A 19537-nucleotide genomic window follows, 5' to 3' on the forward strand; every position below is an offset into this window, starting at 1 on the left:
CTCCGCGGGAACGGATGCGAGGTTGATTAATTGGGGCAGGGCGTGCCGATCGGCACCTGGACGGAGGCACCCTGGTGCACGGTGACAGCGACGGCAGTGTTGCTCGGATCGGTGACGGCGGACTGGATGTCCCATTGCGTCGCCGAGCACATCGAGGGTGCCGCCGGCGGTGGAGATACCGAGGAGGCCGGACCGGGCAGGGTCAGGTTGCCGTTGTTGTTGTTTGGCGTCTTGCAGACATCGCCTACCGGCAGGGACGCGTTCGGGATCACTTTGCTGTCGAGGCAGGATGGCGGTGAAACCTGCGCGGTGAAATCCGTGACACCGTCGCCGTTGACGTCGACCTGCACGGGGGTGGTGGCGGTGATCGGCAGCCGGACGAACGGCTGGCTCATCACCTGCTCGATGCCCTGTTGCGCCACGGTGCCAGCTTCCAGACGGTACTGCTGATTGGCGGCGACCTTGGTGTTGATCATGCTCGAACTGACCATGGAAATGGCGAACAGCATGAAGATGATCAGGAAGATCAGCGTCATCACCAGGGTGAAGCCGCGCTGCGAGGCGCGAGACGGAGGGGTCTTCATTACTGGTTCTCCCTCAGGCCGCCGGTGTTCCAGATACGTGCGACGGTACCGTAGACGTGCCGCTTGTAGTGGTCGTTGTACGGGCCGTTTGCTGTCGCGCGGCCCAGGTCATAGGTGCGGGTGTCGGTCCAGCTGGCGGTGTTGTCGAGATTGCGCGAAAGCAGGTTGACGCGCACAGCGGTAACGTTGGGCCAATTGGCGGTGCCGGATGTGATCCATGTGTAAGTGGCGGCCGCAGCCACTGCCGCGCAGGCCGGCACGGCGCTGTTGTCCACGGATGGGTTATCGACGTAGCAATCTGGCGAGCCGTTGTTGTCGGTGTCCACGCCGTAGCTGTAGTGCACGTCCTCGATGCCGGTAACCAGCGAGGAGACCTGGATGTTATTGGGTGCGCCGGGCGCGAACTCGGCCACCTTCAACGTCGGCGTGGTGTCGGCGCCAGGACCGGTGCAGACATCGCAGGTGGCCACGTAGTAGCTGCGCTCGACGTACTGGCGCAACTCGGCCGTGGTACCGGTGGTGCTGCAGGGCTGGCCGGCAATGGGCGCCTTGGTGAGCAGGGTGAAGGCGCTGGCGGTATTGCTGTAGACCATCGATACGCTGTCGGTCTCGCAGCCGGATCGCTGCAGGTAGTAATTGGTACCGTCAGCCGTGGCGCTGGTGCTGCCGGAGACGTAGCTGACGGTGAGGACTTCCGTGCCGAGCTTCATGTTCGTAAGTTTGGCCGCCAGGCATGCGGGAACAGTGGCGGCCAGCGCCGGCCCGTAGACCGGGAGCGGGACGGTGAGTGTGGTGAAACCCATCGATGCCGGCGCTGTGGCGCAGGGATCCGACAGGGCATAGCTGGTGGTGGCGACTGGCTGGCTGGCACGGCCGTAAAAGCCGGCCATCTCGATGTCGCGCGTGATGGAGTGCAGGGCGAAGCGGCCGTTCTCGACCTGCTCGGAAGTCTTGTTGAACTCCGAACGTGCCTTGCTGGTGGAGACGTACAGCGAGCTGAGCCCGGCCAGCAGCGCCAGGCCGATGGCGACGGCGATCATCAGCTCGATCAGGGACATGCCCGCCTGGTGGCGGGCATGCGACAGGGGCTGGCCGTGAGCGCGAGGAGTCATCATGTCGTCGTGAGGTTGGCGATCTGGATTTCGACGCTGATTACGCGCCGCTTGTTGTTGTCGCCGAGCGAGGCCTTTCCGCACGACAGCTTCGGTACAGCGGTGGACATCAGGCCTTGCCAGGCGACGCTGACACGATAGATCTGGTTGACCGGGTCAACCACCTGGTCGACGCAGCCCACCGCGCCGATCATGGCGCCGACTTTGTTGCCGCTGGAGACTTCGCTGGAACCGAGCAGGGCGTTTTGCCATGCAAGGAGATCGGCGTTGGCCGTGGCGATCTGGACGGCCGAGCCCGTAGCGCAGACGGGCAGTGGAACGCTGGTCGTGCTGAGGCCGGCGGAGCCATTCGAATAGCACGCGGCGACCTGCCGGTTGGCGTTGATGCGCGAGACCATGTCCTGCACCAGGGTCAACGCCTGCACCCGCTGGTACGACTCCATCTCGCTGCGCGTGGATTTGGCCATCAAAGTGACGGTGCCGAGCAGGGCGATGGCTGCGATGACCAGCGACACCAGTGCCTCGATCAGCATCATGCCGGTCTGGTTTTTCATGTGCAGGTGACCTTGGTGGACTCGACGCGGCCGGTGGCGCCCACTGTGACGGTGAGACAGAGCGGCTGCGAGCCGGTCTTGTTGAGTGGCTTGATCGTGAACGTGGCCCCGGTGCTGGTCATCCGGCCGTTGCCGTCGAAGCTGAAGCTTTGGCCGTTGGTCGGCGCGATGACGATGTTGCCGAGGGCAGGCTGCTTGCGGATGGTAGCGGCGGGGGTGGTCTGACTGACTACCCAGCCCTGGCTCCAGTCGGTCGCGCTGTTGGCCGTAACGTCGACGATGGCGTTGCGCTTGATCGCCTCGCTGCGCGCCAGCGCCACCGTAGAGTTGATGTCCATCGAGGCGTTCTTGACGCTTTGCGACTGCAGGAACGGTCGCATCGAGGGGACGGCGATCATCAGCAGCACGGCGAAGATGGCCAAGGTGACCAGCATCTCGATCAGGGTGAAGCCGTGGCTACGTGATGTGCGCATGGCTCATTTCCAGCAGTTCGTGGCGCCGGTACTGGCCTTCTTGCTGCCGTCGCCGTTGAGCGTGAGCGTTTTGCAGCCGGTGTCGCGGACCTGGCTACCTTTTGGCGTGGCCGTGATGGTGTAGTCCGGCGGCGTGCCGCCCGAGGCGGAGGCCGCGGTAGCCACCATATCGACTCTGTAGTTGGAGTCCACCGTGTTCGGCACGCTGTAGCCGAGCGTGCTCAAGTTGCCGGCGAACTGCCGGCTGTCGACCAGGTAGCGTTCCTGCGCGCTGGCGATTTCCTGCATGACGCTCTCGGCCGCCGAGCGGTTGGAGCGCAAGGTGTACTGGTAATAGCTGGGAACGGCGATGGCCGCGAGGATGGCGATGACCGCCACCGTGATCATCAGCTCGATCAGGGTGAAACCCCGTGTACGTGCCGTGACCTGCGCCTGCCGCAAGCGCGTGCGCGCCGGTGACATGGACCGTCGATCGGATTGGATCGAAACTGGCATATTCCCCCCCTAGGGCCGCCGGCATTATTTCAGTTGACCGACAAGCTTGTCCGTGTGCTGCGTCACGGGCTAACGCCATGCCTGACAGGGAATATGAGATGTTCCTGAATCAATGTCAATTTACTGATTTACGGGCATTTGGCTGTACCGCTGAACCTTGCGCATGATCTTTCAGCTTGGCCCGGAAAGCGGTTCATCCGGGCCGCCGGCGTACTCCGGCTCGGAACCGGCAGAGGCCTGAGCCGGTCGATGGCGTCGTCGAAGGCGCTGATCGCCCCGCGTCGCGGCCGGATTCCGGCGTTCAGTCGATGTGCCTGGTTCCTTGGCGGTGGCGCCGGGTGATGCGCTCGATCAGCAGCGGCAGCAAGGCGAGCAGGGCGATCGCGCCCAGTGGCAGCAGCACTTCGCGGTGCATGAACAGGGCGATGCCGAAGCTGTCGCTCCGACTCATGGCCATGGCGTCGCCGAGGCCGGCGCCGATCGAGGTTTCGAAGATCAGCGAGACGGTGCCGCCAAGCCAGCTGGCGCCGAGGAACAGCCACAGCGGGCAGCGCAGCCATGCCAGCGCCACGGTCACCCCGCCGAACGGCACGACCGGCACGAAGCGCAGGAACAAGGTGTAGCTCACCGGGTGCCGTTCGAAGCCGTGGCGCAGGCGCGCCACGAAGGCCGGCGGCTGGCGGCTGCCGGGGCCGAACGCGTAGCGGCTGGCCAGGTACAGAACCAGCGAGCCCAGGGTAAGCCCGACCGACGAGCACAGCGTGGCGTCGACCACGCCGAACGCGAAGCCGCCGGCCAGGATCACCACGATGGTGCCGGGGATCCCGGTGGCCACGGTCAGCGTCAGCAGTCCGATGAAGGCCAGTCGGGTCAGCCACGGGTGTCCGGCGATCTGTACGTGCAACTCGGCCTGGTGCGCCACCAGCTGGTGCGGGCTCAACTGGTCCAGCGAGCCGGAGGCAAACAGGACGATGCCTGCCAGCACCAGCAGGATCAGCGGCAGCGCGGCACGCCAGCGATTCAATAGGGTGTGCCGGTGGCGCCGTAAGTGGCCAGTACCTCGCGGGCCTGGTCGCGCAGGATGTCGCGGCGCACGACGATGTTGCGGCGGGCCAGCTCGCCGATCCAGTCGGCCGGCAGCGGGCCTTCGTCGAATTCGGTAAGTTCCTCGACGTCTTCGGCGCGGGCGCCGATCAGCAGCTCGTCGATGCCGGCCCACACGCTGGCGCCGTAGCACTGGCAGCAAGGCTGCGAACTGGTGGCCAGCACGTAGTGGCCGCCGTCCTCGTTCAGCCGGTGCCGGCTGAGCCGCTGCTGCGCGATCATGATCACCATCATCTCGGCGTGCGCGACCGAGCAGCTCTGCGGCACCACCCGATTCACCCCGACCGCGACCAGTCGGCCGCTGTGACTGTTGAACACGGCCGCGCCGAACGGGCCGCCACCGCCGCGATCCACATTTTGCCGCGACAGCTCGATGGCCAGGCCAACGCGCTCCTCGTCGCTCTGGTAACGCCGGTTGGTATCGGCAACGTCGCCGATCCACGGCGGCAGGGTCAGGTGGATCTGCAGGGGCAGCATCATTGTTCTCCGCTTACTGGCCGGCAGGCTTGGCCCAGACGTCGCGCAGGGTCACCGTGCGGTTGAACACCGGCGCGTCGGCGCGATGGTCGGCGCGGTCGGCCACGAAGTAGCCGAGCCGTTCGAACTGGAAGCGCTGCTCCGGCTCGACGTGGGCGGCGGCCGGTTCCAGCCACGCCTGCACCACGCGTTTGGCCTCGGGGTTGACGTGGTCGAGCCAGCTCTTGCCGTCTTCTTCGTTGTCCGGCGCGGGCACGCTGAACAGGCGGTCGTACAGGCGCACCTCGGTGGCCACCGCATGCTTCGCGCTGACCCAGTGGATCGTGCCCTTCACCTTGCGGTCGGCGCCGGGCAGGCCGTGGCGGGTTTCCGGGTCGAGCGTGCAGTGCAGCTCGACCACGTGGCCGTCGGCGTCCTTGATGATCTGCTCGCACTTGATGATGCCGACGCCGCGCAGGCGCACTTCGCCCTCCGGCTTCAGCCGATGGAAACCCTTCGGCGGCACTTCGGCGAAGTCGTCGTGCTCGATCCACACTTCGCGCGAGAACGGCACTTCGCGCGTGCCGAAGCTCTCGTCCTTGGGGTGGTTCGGGAAGCTCAACGTTTCCTCGTGGCCTTCCGGCAGGTTGGTGATCACCAGCTTCAGCGGGTCGAGCACGGCCATGCGCCGCGCCGCGGTGGCGTCCAGATCCTCGCGGATGCAGTTCTCCAGGATCGCGTAGTCGATCACGCTGTTCTGCTTGCTCACGCCCACGCGTTCGATCAGCAGGCGCAGCCCGGCCGGGGTGAAGCCGCGCCGGCGCAGGCCGCGCAGCGTGTTCATGCGCGGGTCGTCCCAGCCGTCCACGAAGTTCTCGTTCACCAGCTGCGCCAGCTTGCGCTTGCTGGTGATGCAGTAGCTCAGGTTGAGCCGCGAGAACTCGATCTGGCGCGGCTTGGCCGGCACCGTCGGCAGGCCGGCGTCGAGCAACGGCTGCCACAACTCGGGGTGGTTCGGCAGGTCGACCTGGTCGACGAACCAGTCGTACAGCGGCCGGTGGTCCTCGAACTCCAGCGTGCACAGCGAATGCGTGATGCCTTCCAGCGCATCGGACAGGCAGTGCGCGTAGTCGTACATCGGGTAGATCGGCCAGGCGTCGCCGGTGTTCTGGTGGGCGATCTTGCGCACCCGGTAGATCGCCGGGTCGCGCATGTTGATGTTGCCGGCGGCCATGTCGATCTTCGCGCGCAGCGTCTTGCTGCCATCGGCGAATTCGCCCGCGCGCATGCGGCGGAACAGGTCCAGGTTCTCGTCGATGGAGCGCTCGCGATGCGGCGAGTTGCGGCCCGGCTCGGTCAGCGTGCCGCGGTACTGGCGCATCTCCTCGGCGCTGAGGTCGTCGACGTAGGCCACGCCGTCCTCGATCAGCTTGCAGGCGCTGCGGTAGAACACCTCGAAGTAGTCCGAGGCGTGACGCAGTTCGTGCCACTCGAAGCCGAGCCAGCGCACGTCGTCCTTGATGCCCTGGACGAATTCGGGGTCTTCCTTGCCCGGGTTGGTGTCGTCCAGACGCAGGTTGCACCAGCCGCTGAATTCCTTCGCGATGCCGAAGCTCAGGCAGATCGCCTTGGCGTGGCCGATGTGCAGGTAGCCGTTCGGCTCCGGCGGGAAGCGGGTGTGGATCGCGGTGTGCCTGCCCGCGGCGAGGTCGTCGCGCACGATCTGCCGGATGAAATCCTGCAGAGGAGCCGCCTGATGTGGAGCCGCGCTGGCGGGTGCAGTGGCGGAATTCTCGGTCGACATCGGGCTGGACTCGCAAGCGGTGGCGGAAACGTCCAAGTTTACCCTGTCGTCGCCACTGGGCGCAGGGCGGCCGATGGCCGTCGGGAGGCTTGCCCCGCGTCGCCGTGCGGGTTAGCGTGCAGGCATGCACATCGTCTACCGCGCCGAAAACCTGTTCGATGCCCATCTGGTCAAGGATGCGCTGGAGGCCGACGGCATCCCGGCGTTCATTGCCGGCGAGTACCTCACCGGCGCGGTGGGCCAGCTGCCGGCGATGGATTACATGGCGGTGATGGTGCCCGAATCGAGCCTGGCGATCGCCAACGGCATCGTGGGCGAGGTCGAAGCCCGGCTCAGCGAGGCGCGGCAGGCGATCGTGGACGATGATCTGCCGGACGACCCGCTGACCGTGCCTTGCTGAGTCATGTGGCCGGCACGCTCCCAGGAAGCCCCATGCAAGACCTCGCCGCACTGATTCGCGCCGTACCCGATTTTCCCCGCCCCGGCGTGATGTTTCGCGACGTCACCCCGTTGCTCGCCGATGCCGGCAGCTTCGCCCGTTGCATCGACGCGCTGGCCGAGCCGTGGCAGGGCAGCGGCGTGCAGGCAGTGTGCGGCATCGAGGCGCGCGGCTTCATCTTCGGCGCCGCGCTGGCGCAGAAACTGCACGCCGGCTTCGTGCCGCTGCGCAAGCCGGGCAAGCTGCCGCCGCCGGTGGTGACGGTGGACTATCAGCTGGAATACGCCAGCGACCAGCTGCAGGTGCAGCGCAATGCGTTCAGGCCCGGCGAGCGCGTGCTGCTGGCCGACGACGTGCTGGCCACCGGCGGCACCCTGGCGGCGGCTGCGGCCCTGGTCGGCAAGCTGGGTGCCGAGTTGCTCGGCGCCAGCGTGGTGATCGAGCTGCCCGCGCTGCAGGGACGCAGCCGCTGGCATGCCGGCAAGCCGCTGCACAGCTTGCTGCGTTACTGAGTCCCGCCTGTCGCTGCGGTCGGCAGCGCTCACGGCGCCGCGGCGTCGACCCTTTCCACATAGATCAGCTCGCACGCACCGGCGCCGGTGTCGTCGCGGGTCAGCGAGGTATTCCAGTGCCAGCCGCCGGCGCGGCTGGCGTCGACCAGGAAGCCTTCGATGTGCACCAGCTGGCCGGGGCGCACCTGGTCGAGCTGGCGCTTCACGTCCGCGTCGGCGGGGATCATGTGCATGTTCGCGCTGGAGGTTTCGATCTCGCGGCGCGGGATCGGAAATGCCTTGACGTGCCAGTAGTAGAAGCGGCCGGACTGGCTGATGTCGATGTTTGCCAGCACCGCGCTGTCGGACATGCGGCCCCAGCCGAGCGCGAGGTCGAGCGGGATCAGCTCGGCGTCGGCGCCGGAGGAGTATTCCTTGCGCGACAGCACGCGGGCGGTGATGTCGAAGTGGGCGCGGGTGGTCAACGTGGTGTCGCCACGCTGCAGCTGCGCTCCGTGGTCGAGGTCGACCTGCACCGGCACTTCGGCGGCGAGCACGCCAGGTTCGGGTTGCAGCGGTGCGTGATGCCTGCGCGAGAACACGCCCAGCAGCACCAGCAGCAGGGCGGCGGCGATCGGGAGTTTGCGCATGCTCAGGCGAAATCCGCCGCCAGGGCGCGCGACTGCCCGGGTGTGAGCGTGGTGTCGACCGGCATCGCCGGCAGGGTCGAGGCTAGTGCGACTGCAGCGCCGGCGCGCCAGTCCGCGATCATCGCGGGGCTGAGTTCGAAACGCAGGAAGTGCACGGCGGCGGTCTTCTCGTCGTTGCTGCGCTCCATGTCCTCGTCGGCGATCGCGGCGACCGCGGCGTGGCCGTGCACGCTCAGCGCGATCGCATGCTCGATATGGCGCAGGCGTATGAGTTCATGCTTGCGCTGTTCGACGTCGGCGTATTCGATGAGCATGGTGGCCTTGAGGTTGCTGCCGTCGGGGACCAGCGGATTGTAGGCGTCCAGTTCATCCTGGATGCCGTCCACCTCGAAGATGCGCTCGATGCGCAGCATTTCCTGCACCTGGTACTGGATGCTCAGGCGGTCTTCGAAGATCAGCGTGAGGTGCTCGCCGAGATGCACCGTACGCTGCTTCTTGTGCGCCATCACGCGGGCGCGGAACTCGTTGCGCTGCTGCGCGTAGGTTTCCAGGCTGAGCAGGTCGGCGCGGGTGAGTTTTTGCATGATGTTTCCGTCAGCGCGATGCCGATGAGTACGTGCGGAAGTTTCATATTGCCGTCATTCCCGCGACAGCGGGAATCCACCTTGATCTTCGGCCGCGCGTGAAAATGGATTCCCGCTTGCGCGGGAATGACGGCAGTGAGGGCATGTGCCTCAAACGCCGTACGCCTTGCGTAGCAGACTCAACGGATGCTCCGCGCCGGGCTTGTCGTCGAGGCCGTGGGCGATGTGGCCGCCGGCCATCGGGCAGTCGCTGGTGAAGTGGTCGGGGTTGGCCTGGCTCACCCGGTTCTCCACCGGCTTGGCCAGCTTGCGCGAGAGTGCGTAGGTCTTGTGCTTCACGCCGTAGGTGCCGTCGTGGCCGGAGCAGCGCTCGATCGTGACGATTTCGGTGCCCGGCACCAGCTGCAGGATGTCGCGCGTCTTCGGGCCGATCTTCTGCACGCGCTGGTGGCACGGCACCTGCCAGGCGACCTTGCCCAGCGACTGCTTGAAGTCGGTCTGCAGCAGGCCGGCCCTGTGCCGTTCGGCCAGGTATTCGAACGGATCGAAGAAGCGCTCGCGCACCAGCGCCACGTCGGCATCGTCGGGAAACATCAGCGGCAGTTCCTGCTTGAACATCAGCACACAGGACGGGATCGCCGCGGTGAAATCCCAGCCCTCGCGCGCCATCTTCGCCAGCACCGGGATGTTGCGCTCCTTGTACTTCTTCACCGTTTGCAGGTCGCCCAGTTCCAGCTTGGGCATGCCGCAGCAGCTTTCCTGTTCGACCAGCTTGGTCGGGATCGCGTTGTGCCGCAGCACCGCGGCGAGGTCCTCGACCACCACCGGGTCGGAGTGGTCGCAATAGCAGGTGGCGAACAGCGCCAGCTTGCCGCGCGTGCGGCCGGCGGGAACCGCTTCGCCGCTGCCGTCGAGATCGCGCAGACGCTTGCGCGCGGTGGGCGAGTGGTATTCGGGCACGCGCGCCTTCGCGTCGACGCCCATGGTTTTTTCCAGCAGTTGGCGCGCGCCCGGGTTGCGGTTGGCGGCGTTGATCACCTGCACCACCACCGGAATCGAGGCGAGCTTGCCCACGGTGCGCGTGCTGGACAGGATCTTCGACGACAGCGGCACGCCGTCACGCTCGAACGCCACCGCCTTGGCACGCAGCATCAGGTGCGGGAAATCCACGTTCCACGGATGCGGCGGCGTGTACGGACACTTGGTCTGGTAGCACAGGTCGCACAGGTAGCACTGCTCGGTGACCTTGGGATAGTCGGCCTTGTCGACGCCGTCGATCTCCATCGTCGCCGACGCGTCGATCAGGTCGAACAGGGTCGGGAAGGCGTGGCACAGGCTGACGCAGCGGCGGCAGCCGTGGCAGATGTTGAACACGCGCTCGAGTTCGGCATCCAGCGATTGCTGGTCCATGAAGTCGGGGCTGGTCCAGTCCAGCGGATGCCGCGTGGGCGCGTCCAGGTTGCCTTCGCGCGTGTCTTGGGTGGGATCGGCCATCGTCTTCTTCCCGCAAATCAGGAGGGAATCCCATAACCCGTCATCCCGGCGAAAGCCGGGATCCAGCGTCTTTACATTGGGACTGCCGAGTCGCTGGATTCCGGCTTTCGCCGGAATGACGGTCTTGGTTGTTGGCGGCTTCTCAGCCCAGTTCGCCCAGCGCCTTGGTGAAGCGGTTCGCGTGCGAGCGCTCGGCCTTGGCCAGGGTTTCGAACCAGTCGGCGATCTCGTCGAAGCCTTCCTCGCGCGCGGCCTTGCTCATGCCCGGGTACATGTCGGTGTACTCGTGGGTTTCGCCGGCGATGGCGCTTTTCAGGTTCAGCTGGGTGCCGCCGAACGGCAGGCCGGTGGCGGGGTCGCCCACCGCTTCGAGGTATTCCAGGTGGCCGTGGGCGTGGCCGGTCTCGCCTTCGGCGGTGGAGCGGAACACCGCGGAGACATCGTTGTAGCCCTCGACGTCGGCCTTGGCGGCGAAGTACAGGTAGCGGCGGTTTGCCATCGACTCGCCGGCAAAGGCGTCTTTCAGGTTCTGCTCGGTCTTGGAGCCTTTCAGGTTGCTCATGACATCACCTCGTGGCGTTGGGCTGGGAGGGGTTGCGAGTGCGGCCTTCACGGTCGTGACCTGCCGAGCCTAGCGCCCGGCGGGCGAATGCTGAAATTGATTGTCTGGATCGGACGAATAGCCTGCAGCTATCGGCGCGCCGCCTTGCGCGCGGGCCGGACGGGTTCCGCCGGCACGGCGGGCGAGGCTGCCGTATGCGGGTTCAGCAGATCGGCCGGCAGTTGCCGGAACACCGCCGCCATCCGCTTCAGGAATCCGGCCATCGCCGAACTCTTGCGCCAGACCATCGCGACACGCCGGCTCGGCGGCTGGCCCTTGAACTCGATCAGGTGCAGGTTATCCAGCGGCGCCACCGGCGGCTTCACTGCGGTGACTGGCAGCAGGGTGATGCCGACGTTCGCCGCCACCATCTGCCGCAGCGTCTCCAGGCTGGTGGCGCGGAAACCGCTGCGCTCGACGGCGCCGGCGAGGTGGCACACCTCCAGCGCCTGGTCGCGCAGGCAGTGGCCGTCTTCCAGCAGCAGCAGGTTCTGGTTGGACAGGTCGGCCAGTTTCAGCTGGCCTTGCTTGTGCGCCAGCGGATGGGCTTCCGACACGGCCAGCAGGAAGGGTTCTTCGAACAGGAACTCGGTATGCAGGCTGTCTTCGTGCAGCGGCAGGGCGAGGATGCCGGCGTCCAGCTTGCCCTCGCGCAACAGGCGCAGCACCGCCTCGGTCTTTTCCTCGACCAGCAGCAGTTCCAGCTGGGGGAACGCCTTGCGCACCAGCGGCAACGCATGCGGCAGCAGATACGGCCCCAGGGTGGGGAAGATGCCCAGCCGCACCGTGCCGGATTCCGGATCCAGCGTGCGCCGGGCCACGCTGCGGATCTGCTCGATGCCGTTGAGCACGTCGCGCGCGCGGATGGCGATGTCGCGGCCGACTTCGGTCAGCAGCACCTTGCGCGGGGTGCGCTCGACCAGCGGCACGCCCAGTTCCTCCTCCAGTTTCTTGATCTGGGTGGACAGGGTGGGCTGGCTGACGAAGCAGGCCTCGGCCGCGCGGCCGAAGTGGCGATGCTCGGCCAGGGCCACCAGGTACTGGAGATCGCGCAGATTCATGGATCGTCCCGGCTCGGCAATAGCCATACGCTATGGCTGGGATGGTAACAATCAATTGGAGCAATGCAAGCGAGGGTCCTATGCTGTGCCCACGTTGTGCTTTTGACACCCCGCGCGCTGGAGCTCCCCCTCCCTCTCCCCCGCAGGCGCGCGGGCTTCCCCGGCCGGTGATGAAGCTTGCTTCGTCGCCGGTTTTTTTTCGCCTTTCTCCGCAGGCGGTTCCGCGTCGCGCCTGCCGCGCGGCGGGCATGCCTTCTGGCACTGGGTCGGAAGTCATGCCGCCTCTAGTTTGGGGTTTTCCCCCACGCCAGAGAAAGTTCTCATGCGCCGACTCGTCCGTCCTCTTCTGCTCACCGCGCTGGCCGCCTGCTGCGGCGCCGCGTTTGCCGCCACCGCCGATCAGGCGCCGCAGGGCCGCTTGCCCGGCTGGGCCGTGCCGCAGTCCTACCAGCTGGCGTTCAAGGTCGATCCGGCGCAGCAGGATTTCTCCGGCACCACCACGATCAAGGTCAAGCTGACCCAGGCCTCCGACCACCTGTGGCTGGACGGCGCCGAGTTGAAGGTGTCGAAGGTGACGATCACCGACGCCGCCGGCAAGGCGCACGCCGGCAAGTACGTCGCGGTGGATCCGAAGGCCGGCGTGGTGCGGGTGGATTTCGGCAGCACCCTCAAGCCGCAGCAGCTGACCGTGAAGTTCGAGTACACCGCGCCGCTCAACGCGCAGCTGCAGGGCCTGTACAAGGTCACCGCGAAGGGCCAGCCGTACGCGATGACGCAGATGGAACCGATCAGCGCGCGCTTCGCCTTCCCCGGCTTCGACGAGCCCGGCTTCAAGACCCCGTTCGACCTCAGCATCACCGTGCCCGACCACGAAAACGTGGTGGCGAACACCCAGCAGGTGAAACAGGCGCCGGCCGGCAAGGGCTGGAAGACCGTGACGTTCGCGCAGACGCTGCCGCTGCCGACCTACCTGGTCGCGTTCGCGGTCGGCCCGTGGGACATCGTCGCCGGCCCGGACATCTCGCCGACCGCTTATCGCGCCAAGCCGCTGCAGCTGCGCGGCATCGCCGCCAAGGGCGAAGGCCAGCGCATGCAGCACGTGCTGGGCGAAACGCCGAGCATCATCCACGCGCTGGAAAACTACTACGGCTTCGGCTACCCGTTCGACAAGCTCGACCTGCTGGCCGCGCCGGATTTCGAGGCTGGCGCGATGGAGAACCCGGGCCTGGTCACCTTCCGCGACTGGCTGCTGCTGATCGACAAGGATTCGCCGGCGCGCAACGTGCAGGGCTCGTTCAACGTCAACGCGCATGAACTGGCGCATCAGTGGACCGGCGACACGGTGACCACCGAATGGTGGAACGACATCTGGCTCAACGAGGCGTTCGCCACCTGGATGCAGCAGAAGGTCACCATGCAGGTGCACCCGGAATACCGCGCCGACCTCGACCGCGTGCGCGGCGGCCAGGGCGCGATGAACAACGACAGCCTGGTCAGCGCGCGCAGTATCCGCCAGCCGATCACCGGCAACGGCGACATCATGACCGCGTTCGACGGCATCACCTATCAGAAGGGCGCCAGCGTCATCGGCATGTTCGAGAACTACGTGGGCGAGAAGACCTACCAGAAGGGCATGCGCGCGTACATCCAGAGCCAGAAGTACGGCAACGCCACCGCCGACGACCTGGTCTCGGCGATCGCCACCGCGGCCGACAAGGGCGATGCGTTCAAGCACGCCTTCAAGAGCTTCCTCGACCAGTCCGGCGTGCCGTACGTGGCGACCAAGCTGGAGCAGAAAAACGGCCAGACCGTGCTGCAGCTGAGCCAGAGCCGCTACCTGCCGCTCGGCAGCCGCGGCGACGCGCAGCGCATCTGGGGCGTGCCGGTGTGCGTGCGCTACGGCACCGCCGCCAGCGGCAAAGATGGAGCACCGTCCAGCAAGGTGGCCTGTGAAATGCTCGACAAGGCAACCGGTTCGATGGTGCTGGCCGGCGCCAGCAAGCCGACCTGGATCATGCCGAACGCGAACGCCAGCGGCTATTACCGCTTCAGCCTCGACAAGTCGGAACTGGACGGGCTGGTCAAGCAGGTCGGCAAGCTCAGCGATGCCGAGCAACTCGCCTACGCCGACGCGATCAGCGCCAGCTTCCGCCATGGCGACCTCGATGCCGGCGACATGCTGGCCGCACTGCAGCCGTTGACCGCTTCGAAAATCCGCGAAGTGGCCACCGTGCCGCTGGACCAGGCGGCGCAGCTCTACCACCGCATCGCTGCCACCGATGCGCAGCGCGCCCGCCTGGCCGACTGGGCGAAGGCGGCCTACCTGCCGCGCCTGGAGCAGCTCGGTTACCAGCGCAAGGCGGGCGAGCCGGAAGACGACTCGCTGATGCGCAGCAGCCTGGCCAGCTCGCTGGCGTTCGATTTCAAGCTGCCGGAAGTGCGTGCAGCCCTGCTCAAGCAGGGTGAGGCGGCACTCAAGCCGAACGCGGATGGCCGTCTGAACCTGGCCGCCGCCGATCCCGACCTGCTCGGCGATGCGCTGGGCGTGGCGGTGCAGGAACATGGCAAGAGCGCGGTCGATGCGTTGATCGCCGAGCTGCCCAGGACCAGCGATCCGGCCCTGCGCAACGGCATCCTCGGCGGCCTGGCCAGCGTGGAGGATCCGGCGCTGACCGAGCAGGTGCGCAACTTCGCCCTGACCAAGCCGGTCAAGGTCGGCGAGATGGGCATGCTGCTGCGCGCCGGCCGCGACACCCTGGCCCAGCGCAACGCGATGTGGACCTGGTTCACCGCCCACTACCAGCAGATCCTCGATCGCACCGGCAGCTTCTCCGGCGGCCGGCTGCCGTCGCTGGCCGGTGGCGGCGGCTGCAGCACGGCCGAGTACGAACGCCTGCAGGCGTTCTTCAAGCCGCGCGAGAAAGATGCCGCCGGCATCGGCCGCGGCCTGGCGCAGACCGGCGAATCGATCCAGTTGTGCAGTGCGCTGAAAGCGAAGCAGGATCCGGCCGCGATCCTGCGCTGAGCGGCAAGGTGGAACTGAAACAGCCGGCGCGCAAACGTGCCGGCTGTTTCATTTGCGTGGATCGAAGAGCCCTTCGGCCAGTCGCGGTCAGTTCGCGGGGACGGCATCCTTCGGCACGTTGGCATCGATCCAGCCGATGACGAATGCCTCAAGCGCCACCCGCGGCGGCGCCTCGATCCCGGCCTCCCGCGCGAACGCGGCGACCGCCTTGATGAAGGATTGCCTCGACTGGCTCGATGCCTGCCGCGCGGCAGCCTGCTGCTGCCGCAGCCGGACGATGTGCGGCGATGGCTGGCCCGGCTTGGCGAATTTCTGATACCGGCGCAGCTCGTCGGCCACCACGTCCGTATCGTACGACGCCTGCAGCACGGCCTTGCGCGCCTTCAGCAATTGGATCAGATGAGCGGCGGCTGGCGTCGGTTGGCCGGAGCCTTCCGCGACCAGGGAAATGCGGGCGAGTGATGGCGGCAGCCGGGCCACGGGCATGGGCGCCGATGCGTCGATGTGCTCCAGCTGGCTCAGGAAGCCGGCGTGGGGGAAGGGCTTCGGGGTTGCCATGGGGAGCCTGATGGTGGAGAGGTTGGACGATACGTTCTTCATCGGCGGGATGCCACGGCGGCGGTTGAAAGCTGCCGTGGCAGCGGCAAAAGAAGGGCATGCGAGATGCTCAAGTGTGGCCCCGATATCGCTCATTCCTTCCGGTTGGTCCTAGAATCTCCACGTATCGCGGACGTCTTCCGCTGCAGCGCATGGCCTGCACACGGCGACGTCGCTCCACACAACGTGTTCCATTGGCATCGCCTACAGGGGGCTGGATGATCGAGCTGGAAATCCAGGGCCTCTCGGAAAGCCGGAAGGGGCTGCTGATCGAGGTCGGACGACTCGTCCTGGCCAGTGGCTTCGCGCTGCAGCGGCAACGCCTGATGCAAGGCGAACACGGCATCCTGCTCAGCGTGATCGTGCGGGGGCCATCCCGCGCCCGACGCACACTCGAGGCGGCGCTGGATGGCTGCGATCGTTTCATCAGCGTCAAGCTGTTTCCCTACACCGAGGACGAGCCGAGGCCGCATTTCGCGATCTCGCACAAGCGCACACGGCCGGCGGTCATGGCGCCGCCGGCACCGGTCGGGCCGGTGGTCACACCGGTCGTACCGGTGGCCACTCCGTCGCCTGGCGTGGCGTTGCCGGTAGCGGCGACGGCGGCCGAGCCCGAGGCGGCCGGACCGGTGGCGACACCTGTCGTGGCGAGCCCGCCAGCGCCGCGGCAGGCATCCTCGCCCGAGCCGGAGTTCGAGTTCATCCAGCCCACGCCACGGGCACCTGCACCGGCGAAGTCCGTGGAGACGGCGCTGTTCGTCGAACTGGTTGCACTGGCGCCGGATGAGGCGGCGGTCGACAAGGCGTTGCAGGATCTGGAGCACGACTACCCGCGGGTACTGCCGCAACTGCTGGCGCTGCAGCATGCGGTCGCCGCGGATGCGCGCGAGCCCTCGCTCGCGCTGGCCGGCCGGCGCATGGGCACTTGGGTGTTCGGGCGCGAGTACGCGCTGGATGGCGGACTGGACCTGCGCGAGGCGGTCGAGCGCCTGGGCATTCCTGCCTTGCGCGCGCTGGTCGAGGCCGACCAGCAGGGCATGCAACTGCACATCCACGACAGCCCCCTGTGCGCGGAAGACGGCCAATCCGGCTGCAGTTTCTTCAGCGGTTTTCTGCAGGGCCTGCTGGAGCCGGCCATCGCGCCGGGAACGCTGTCGATCTTTCCGGTTTGTTGTCGCAGTTATGGGGCGGGGGAGTGTGTGTTGGCGATTTCGGATTGAGTGACATTGCGGTGATGGTGATTTCGCTGCCCTCGGCCGTCATTCCGGCGAAAGCCGAAATCCAGCGCCTTGCTTCCAGGCGTTGAGTCGGAGCAAGAGCTTTCGTCCTCCTTCGGAGGGCGAGTTACTTTCTCTCGCTTGCCCGAGAGAAAGTAACCAAAGAGAGAGGCACCCCGCTTACGCGCTTTCCGGGCTTCCTGCCCGGAAAGTCCGCGGGCGGGTTACGGGGTTTGTCGACAGGGCATCCTGCCCTGACGCCAAACTGGTTCGCATCCATGCGAACCACCCTGCGGGCTGATCCTCCACCCGCCCGCCGCTTCAGAGGGGCCCCCGGGTAGAGCGACGCGCATCCTGCGCGTACTTTTCAGAAGAGCCAGATCGACAGCAACAGCAACAGCAAAAAACCACGCGCCACCTTTGACGCATCGCCTGCTCGTCATTCCAGCGAAGGCTGGAATCCAGTGCCTGGGGTACAGCCATGAAGTCGCAGGGATGGCGCACGCTGCGAGGCTTGGCTTTTCAGCTCTCCACCGAGTGCGGGCCACGATGGTCCGCTGCTCTACCCGGGGTCCCTTGTGCGGCGGTGAGTCGGGGACGACAGGCCGCGTAGCGGGAGTCGACATGGATGGCGACTCCTTTTCGTCCGGACAGGAGTCCGGTCGAAAAGCCCGGCCCCGGCTCACGGACTTGCCGGGCAGGAAGCCCGGCAAGCGCCAAGCGGGGTGGCCTTTCTCTTTGGTTATCTTTCTCTTTGGCCACGCAAAGAGAAAGTAACTCGGGCGCCGAAGGCGCACGAAAGCTCTTGCTCCGACGTCGCTGGCGAAGAAGTCAGAACGCGGAATAGCCGTTTCCGGCAGAGGCTTCGCCGGATTCAGGGCGGATAAACGCGGTCGGATTTGCAGGCGTGGCGATCTGTACGAGAGGACGCAAGCGTGGGTGCTGATCGTTTGATCGGCGCCATCATTTGGCGGACACCCCGCATCGGCTCAGTCTGGGGCTTGACATGACGTAAAAACTCCTTAAACTCTAAAACTTCGAGTTAATAAGTTTAGGGGTTTTTATGAGCAAAACGATAGTCGTGACAGACCAGTTGTACGAGCGCTTAGCTGCACTCGCACGGCCCTTTGTTGATAAGGACCCGGCCGACGTCATTGGCTGGCTGATAAAAATTCAGCAAGAGAGCTGCACGCAAACGCCATCGAATGTCGCTCAACCAGCTGCCGATATAAGTGACCGATCGCCTAGGGAGCGAGGCGCGATCGTCGACCTAGACGGTACGACAGTTCGTTCGGACTCAGTTCCAGATCTTTGCATGAAGGTTATGGAATACCTTCATGCGCATGGGCATTGGGGCAAAGTTGCAGGGCTGGCCCCTTACAGGACAAGTACACAGCGCTACCTTTTCTCGAAAACTCCCAAGCACCCAAACGGAAACGATTTTTTTGTGTCTATTAAGTGCCACGAGATGTACGTTGAAGTTCACAAAAACTACAAGACTTCGATTGGGCAGCTTGCACGGTTGGCCGCTAAGTGTGGCGTAACACTTACTTATAAAGGCACTTGAGAGCGATAGTCGCCTCACATCGCTTCAAGATGTAGCTCGTTCAGCTCGCGGCATCAACCACACTTCACGCCGTCGGTTCAACCCGCAACACCAACTTCCCCCGATGACTCCCATCGAACAACCGGTTGAGCACGACGGGCGCATTCTCCAGCCCCTCCGCCACCGTCTCCTCCGCCTTCAACTTTCCCTCGCGAATCCACCCGCCAAGCGCCTGCACCGCCTCGCGCGTCTTGGTGTAGTCGAGCACCAGAAACCCGCGCATGCTCAGGCGCTTCATCACGCATACGCTGAAATCGTCGCTGGGGCGTTCGGTGCTGTTGTAGCTGGAGATCAGGCCGCATAGGGCGACGCGGCCGCCGATGACCATGCGCGCGAGCACCGCGCGCATCACCTCGCCGCCCACGTTCTCGAAGTTGACGTGCACGCCGTCCGGGGTGGCGGCTTTCAGTTGCTGCTTGAAATCGGCGGCCTTGTAGTCGACGGCGGCGTCGAAGCGCAGTTCGTCGGTGAGGTAACGGCACTTGTCGGCGCCGCCGGTGATGCCTACCACGCGCGCACCCATGATCTTGCCGAGCTGGCCGGCGATGGAGCCGACCGAGCCGGCGGCGGCGGAGACCACCAGGGTTTCGCCGGGTTGCACCGGGGCGATCTCGGTGAGGCCGTAGTAGGCGGTGATGCCGCTCATGCCGCAGGCACCGAGCAAGGTGGGCAGCGGGACGCCGGGATCGGCGGGCAGGTGCGCGTAGCCCTTGGCGCTCTCGTGCAGTACCAGGTAGTCCTGCCAGCCGGTGACGCCTTGCACCAGGTCGCCTTCGCGGTATTGTGCCGAGCGCGACTGCACCACGCGGCCCAGGCCGAGCGCGCGCATCACCTCGCCGATCGCCACCGGCGGCAGGTATTGCGGGATGTCGCGCATCCACACGCGGTTGGTCGGGTCCATCGAGATATACAGCACGCGCACCAGCACTTCGCCGTCTTTCAGCGCGGGCACGGGCCGTTCGAGCAGGTCGAAATCCTCGCGCCGGACCAGGCCTTCGGGACGGGTCTTGAGGCGCAGTTGGCGATTGAGCTGGGACATGCGGTTCACCGTGATGGGAAAGCGCATTCCACTATACGGCGCCGTCGTTGTCGGCACGTAACCCCGTTGTGCCACCGGCTGCGTTGAACCAGTGATCGGAATCGTTTCGCGCCGATGCGCCGCAACGGCAACCGGGGCAGGCGTGACGGTG

At 65.9% G+C, this 19537-nt stretch carries 19 protein-coding genes; 4 read left to right on the plus strand and 15 right to left on the minus strand.

Annotation, left to right across the window (positions count from 1 at the left end; genetic code table 11):
• Positions 1-26: 26 nt before the first annotated feature.
• The 8 genes from ASG75_RS12620 to ASG75_RS12655 form a co-directional block, all read right to left on the minus strand.
• A complete protein-coding gene (locus tag ASG75_RS12620; RefSeq protein ID WP_056389932.1) occupies positions 27-584 on the minus strand; it encodes a pilus assembly PilX N-terminal domain-containing protein in 558 nt (185 codons plus the stop codon).
• Positions 584-1699 (minus strand): PilW family protein, encoded by a 1116-nt coding sequence (locus ASG75_RS12625; RefSeq protein ID WP_268793544.1) that lies wholly within the window; start codon positions 1697-1699, stop codon positions 584-586. Before ASG75_RS12625 ends, ASG75_RS12620 begins: the two co-directional genes overlap by 1 nt.
• Positions 1696-2232 (minus strand): type IV pilus modification protein PilV, encoded by a 537-nt coding sequence (locus tag ASG75_RS12630; protein WP_235580226.1) that lies wholly within the window; start codon positions 2230-2232, stop codon positions 1696-1698. Before ASG75_RS12630 ends, ASG75_RS12625 begins: the two co-directional genes overlap by 4 nt.
• A 14-nt stretch (positions 2233-2246) precedes the next feature.
• On the minus strand, positions 2247-2723 hold the full coding sequence (locus ASG75_RS12635) for a GspH/FimT family pseudopilin (protein WP_056389936.1): 477 nt from the start codon (positions 2721-2723) through the stop codon (positions 2247-2249).
• 3 nt (positions 2724-2726) lie between these two features.
• Entirely contained in the window at positions 2727-3185 is a 459-nt protein-coding gene (locus tag ASG75_RS12640) for a type IV pilin protein (protein ID WP_235580227.1), read from the minus strand.
• Positions 3186-3519: 334 nt separating this feature from the next.
• Complete coding sequence (locus ASG75_RS12645) at positions 3520-4242, minus strand: VTT domain-containing protein (RefSeq protein WP_056389940.1); 723 nt, start codon at positions 4240-4242, stop codon at positions 3520-3522.
• Positions 4239-4799 (minus strand): nucleoside deaminase, encoded by a 561-nt coding sequence (locus ASG75_RS12650; protein WP_056390649.1) that lies wholly within the window; start codon positions 4797-4799, stop codon positions 4239-4241. Before ASG75_RS12650 ends, ASG75_RS12645 begins: the two co-directional genes overlap by 4 nt.
• 13 nt (positions 4800-4812) lie before the next feature.
• Entirely contained in the window at positions 4813-6582 is a 1770-nt protein-coding gene (locus ASG75_RS12655; protein ID WP_056389942.1) for a glutamine--tRNA ligase/YqeY domain fusion protein, read from the minus strand.
• A gap of 124 nt (positions 6583-6706) precedes the next feature.
• On the opposite strand from ASG75_RS12655, the gene ASG75_RS12660 reads away from it, so the two are divergent.
• Both ASG75_RS12660 and ASG75_RS12665 read left to right on the plus strand, forming a co-directional pair.
• Positions 6707-6982, plus strand: a complete 276-nt coding sequence (locus ASG75_RS12660; RefSeq protein ID WP_056389945.1) for a DUF2007 domain-containing protein — start codon at positions 6707-6709, stop codon at positions 6980-6982.
• A gap of 32 nt (positions 6983-7014) precedes the next feature.
• Entirely contained in the window at positions 7015-7533 is a 519-nt protein-coding gene (locus ASG75_RS12665) for an adenine phosphoribosyltransferase (protein WP_056389948.1), read from the plus strand.
• A 29-nt stretch (positions 7534-7562) separates the two neighbouring features.
• On the opposite strand, the gene ASG75_RS12670 is transcribed toward ASG75_RS12665, so the two are convergent.
• The 5 genes from ASG75_RS12670 to ASG75_RS12690 all read right to left on the minus strand — a co-directional run bounded on the left by ASG75_RS12670 (position 7563) and on the right by ASG75_RS12690 (position 11902).
• Positions 7563-8162 carry a hypothetical protein gene (locus tag ASG75_RS12670; RefSeq protein WP_056389950.1) on the minus strand — a complete coding sequence of 200 codons (600 nt, stop codon included), beginning with the start codon at positions 8160-8162 and terminating at the stop codon, positions 7563-7565.
• A gap of 2 nt (positions 8163-8164) precedes the next feature.
• On the minus strand, positions 8165-8746 hold the full coding sequence (locus ASG75_RS12675; protein WP_056389953.1) for a DUF3501 family protein: 582 nt from the start codon (positions 8744-8746) through the stop codon (positions 8165-8167).
• 150 nt (positions 8747-8896) lie between these two features.
• Positions 8897-10240, minus strand: coding sequence for a heterodisulfide reductase-related iron-sulfur binding cluster (locus ASG75_RS12680; protein ID WP_056389956.1), 1344 nt, complete (start codon positions 10238-10240; stop codon positions 8897-8899).
• A 142-nt stretch (positions 10241-10382) separates the two neighbouring features.
• Positions 10383-10802 (minus strand): rubrerythrin family protein, encoded by a 420-nt coding sequence (locus tag ASG75_RS12685; protein ID WP_056389959.1) that lies wholly within the window; start codon positions 10800-10802, stop codon positions 10383-10385.
• Between the two features lie 128 nt (positions 10803-10930).
• Positions 10931-11902 (minus strand): LysR substrate-binding domain-containing protein, encoded by a 972-nt coding sequence (locus tag ASG75_RS12690; protein WP_056389962.1) that lies wholly within the window; start codon positions 11900-11902, stop codon positions 10931-10933.
• A gap of 322 nt (positions 11903-12224) precedes the next feature.
• On the opposite strand from ASG75_RS12690, the gene ASG75_RS12695 reads away from it, so the two are divergent.
• Entirely contained in the window at positions 12225-14927 is a 2703-nt protein-coding gene (locus tag ASG75_RS12695) for a M1 family metallopeptidase (RefSeq protein WP_056389965.1), read from the plus strand.
• 87 nt (positions 14928-15014) lie between these two features.
• Here the strand turns inward: ASG75_RS12695 and ASG75_RS12700 are convergent, their stop codons facing one another.
• A complete protein-coding gene (locus ASG75_RS12700) occupies positions 15015-15620 on the minus strand; it encodes a hypothetical protein (protein WP_235580228.1) in 606 nt (201 codons plus the stop codon).
• 122 nt (positions 15621-15742) lie between these two features.
• Here ASG75_RS12700 and ASG75_RS12705 point away from each other — a divergent pair, with 122 nt between their 5' ends.
• A complete protein-coding gene (locus tag ASG75_RS12705) occupies positions 15743-16744 on the plus strand; it encodes a hypothetical protein (protein ID WP_056389968.1) in 1002 nt (333 codons plus the stop codon).
• A 1628-nt stretch (positions 16745-18372) separates the two neighbouring features.
• On the opposite strand, the gene ASG75_RS12710 is transcribed toward ASG75_RS12705, so the two are convergent.
• Entirely contained in the window at positions 18373-19386 is a 1014-nt protein-coding gene (locus ASG75_RS12710; protein WP_082547603.1) for an NADP-dependent oxidoreductase, read from the minus strand.
• Between the last annotated feature and the right edge of the window lie 151 nt (positions 19387-19537).

The sequence above is a fragment of the Rhodanobacter sp. Soil772 genome, from assembly GCF_001428385.1.
In the GTDB taxonomy this organism is placed as follows: Bacteria; Pseudomonadota; Gammaproteobacteria; order Xanthomonadales; family Rhodanobacteraceae; genus Rhodanobacter.

Coding starts and splice junctions, on each gene's coding strand:
- ASG75_RS12620 (WP_056389932.1), bottom strand. CDS start 584: ATGAAGACCCCTCCGTCTCGCGCCTCGCAGCGCGGCTTCACCCTGGTG.
- ASG75_RS12625 (WP_268793544.1), bottom strand. CDS start 1,699: ATGATGACTCCTCGCGCTCACGGCCAGCCCCTGTCGCATGCCCGCCAC.
- ASG75_RS12630 (WP_235580226.1), bottom strand. CDS start 2,232: ATGATGCTGATCGAGGCACTGGTGTCGCTGGTCATCGCAGCCATCGCC.
- ASG75_RS12635 (WP_056389936.1), bottom strand. CDS start 2,723: ATGCGCACATCACGTAGCCACGGCTTCACCCTGATCGAGATGCTGGTC.
- ASG75_RS12640 (WP_235580227.1), bottom strand. CDS start 3,185: ATGTCACCGGCGCGCACGCGCTTGCGGCAGGCGCAGGTCACGGCACGT.
- ASG75_RS12650 (WP_056390649.1), bottom strand. CDS start 4,799: ATGCTGCCCCTGCAGATCCACCTGACCCTGCCGCCGTGGATCGGCGAC.
- ASG75_RS12655 (WP_056389942.1), bottom strand. CDS start 6,582: ATGTCGACCGAGAATTCCGCCACTGCACCCGCCAGCGCGGCTCCACAT.
- ASG75_RS12660 (WP_056389945.1), top strand. CDS start 6,707: ATGCACATCGTCTACCGCGCCGAAAACCTGTTCGATGCCCATCTGGTC.
- ASG75_RS12665 (WP_056389948.1), top strand. CDS start 7,015: ATGCAAGACCTCGCCGCACTGATTCGCGCCGTACCCGATTTTCCCCGC.
- ASG75_RS12670 (WP_056389950.1), bottom strand. CDS start 8,162: ATGCGCAAACTCCCGATCGCCGCCGCCCTGCTGCTGGTGCTGCTGGGC.
- ASG75_RS12675 (WP_056389953.1), bottom strand. CDS start 8,746: ATGCAAAAACTCACCCGCGCCGACCTGCTCAGCCTGGAAACCTACGCG.
- ASG75_RS12680 (WP_056389956.1), bottom strand. CDS start 10,240: ATGGCCGATCCCACCCAAGACACGCGCGAAGGCAACCTGGACGCGCCC.
- ASG75_RS12685 (WP_056389959.1), bottom strand. CDS start 10,802: ATGAGCAACCTGAAAGGCTCCAAGACCGAGCAGAACCTGAAAGACGCC.
- ASG75_RS12690 (WP_056389962.1), bottom strand. CDS start 11,902: ATGAATCTGCGCGATCTCCAGTACCTGGTGGCCCTGGCCGAGCATCGC.
- ASG75_RS12695 (WP_056389965.1), top strand. CDS start 12,225: ATGCGCCGACTCGTCCGTCCTCTTCTGCTCACCGCGCTGGCCGCCTGC.
- ASG75_RS12700 (WP_235580228.1), bottom strand. CDS start 15,620: ATGAGCGATATCGGGGCCACACTTGAGCATCTCGCATGCCCTTCTTTT.
- ASG75_RS12705 (WP_056389968.1), top strand. CDS start 15,743: ATGATCGAGCTGGAAATCCAGGGCCTCTCGGAAAGCCGGAAGGGGCTG.
- ASG75_RS12710 (WP_082547603.1), bottom strand. CDS start 19,386: ATGTCCCAGCTCAATCGCCAACTGCGCCTCAAGACCCGTCCCGAAGGC.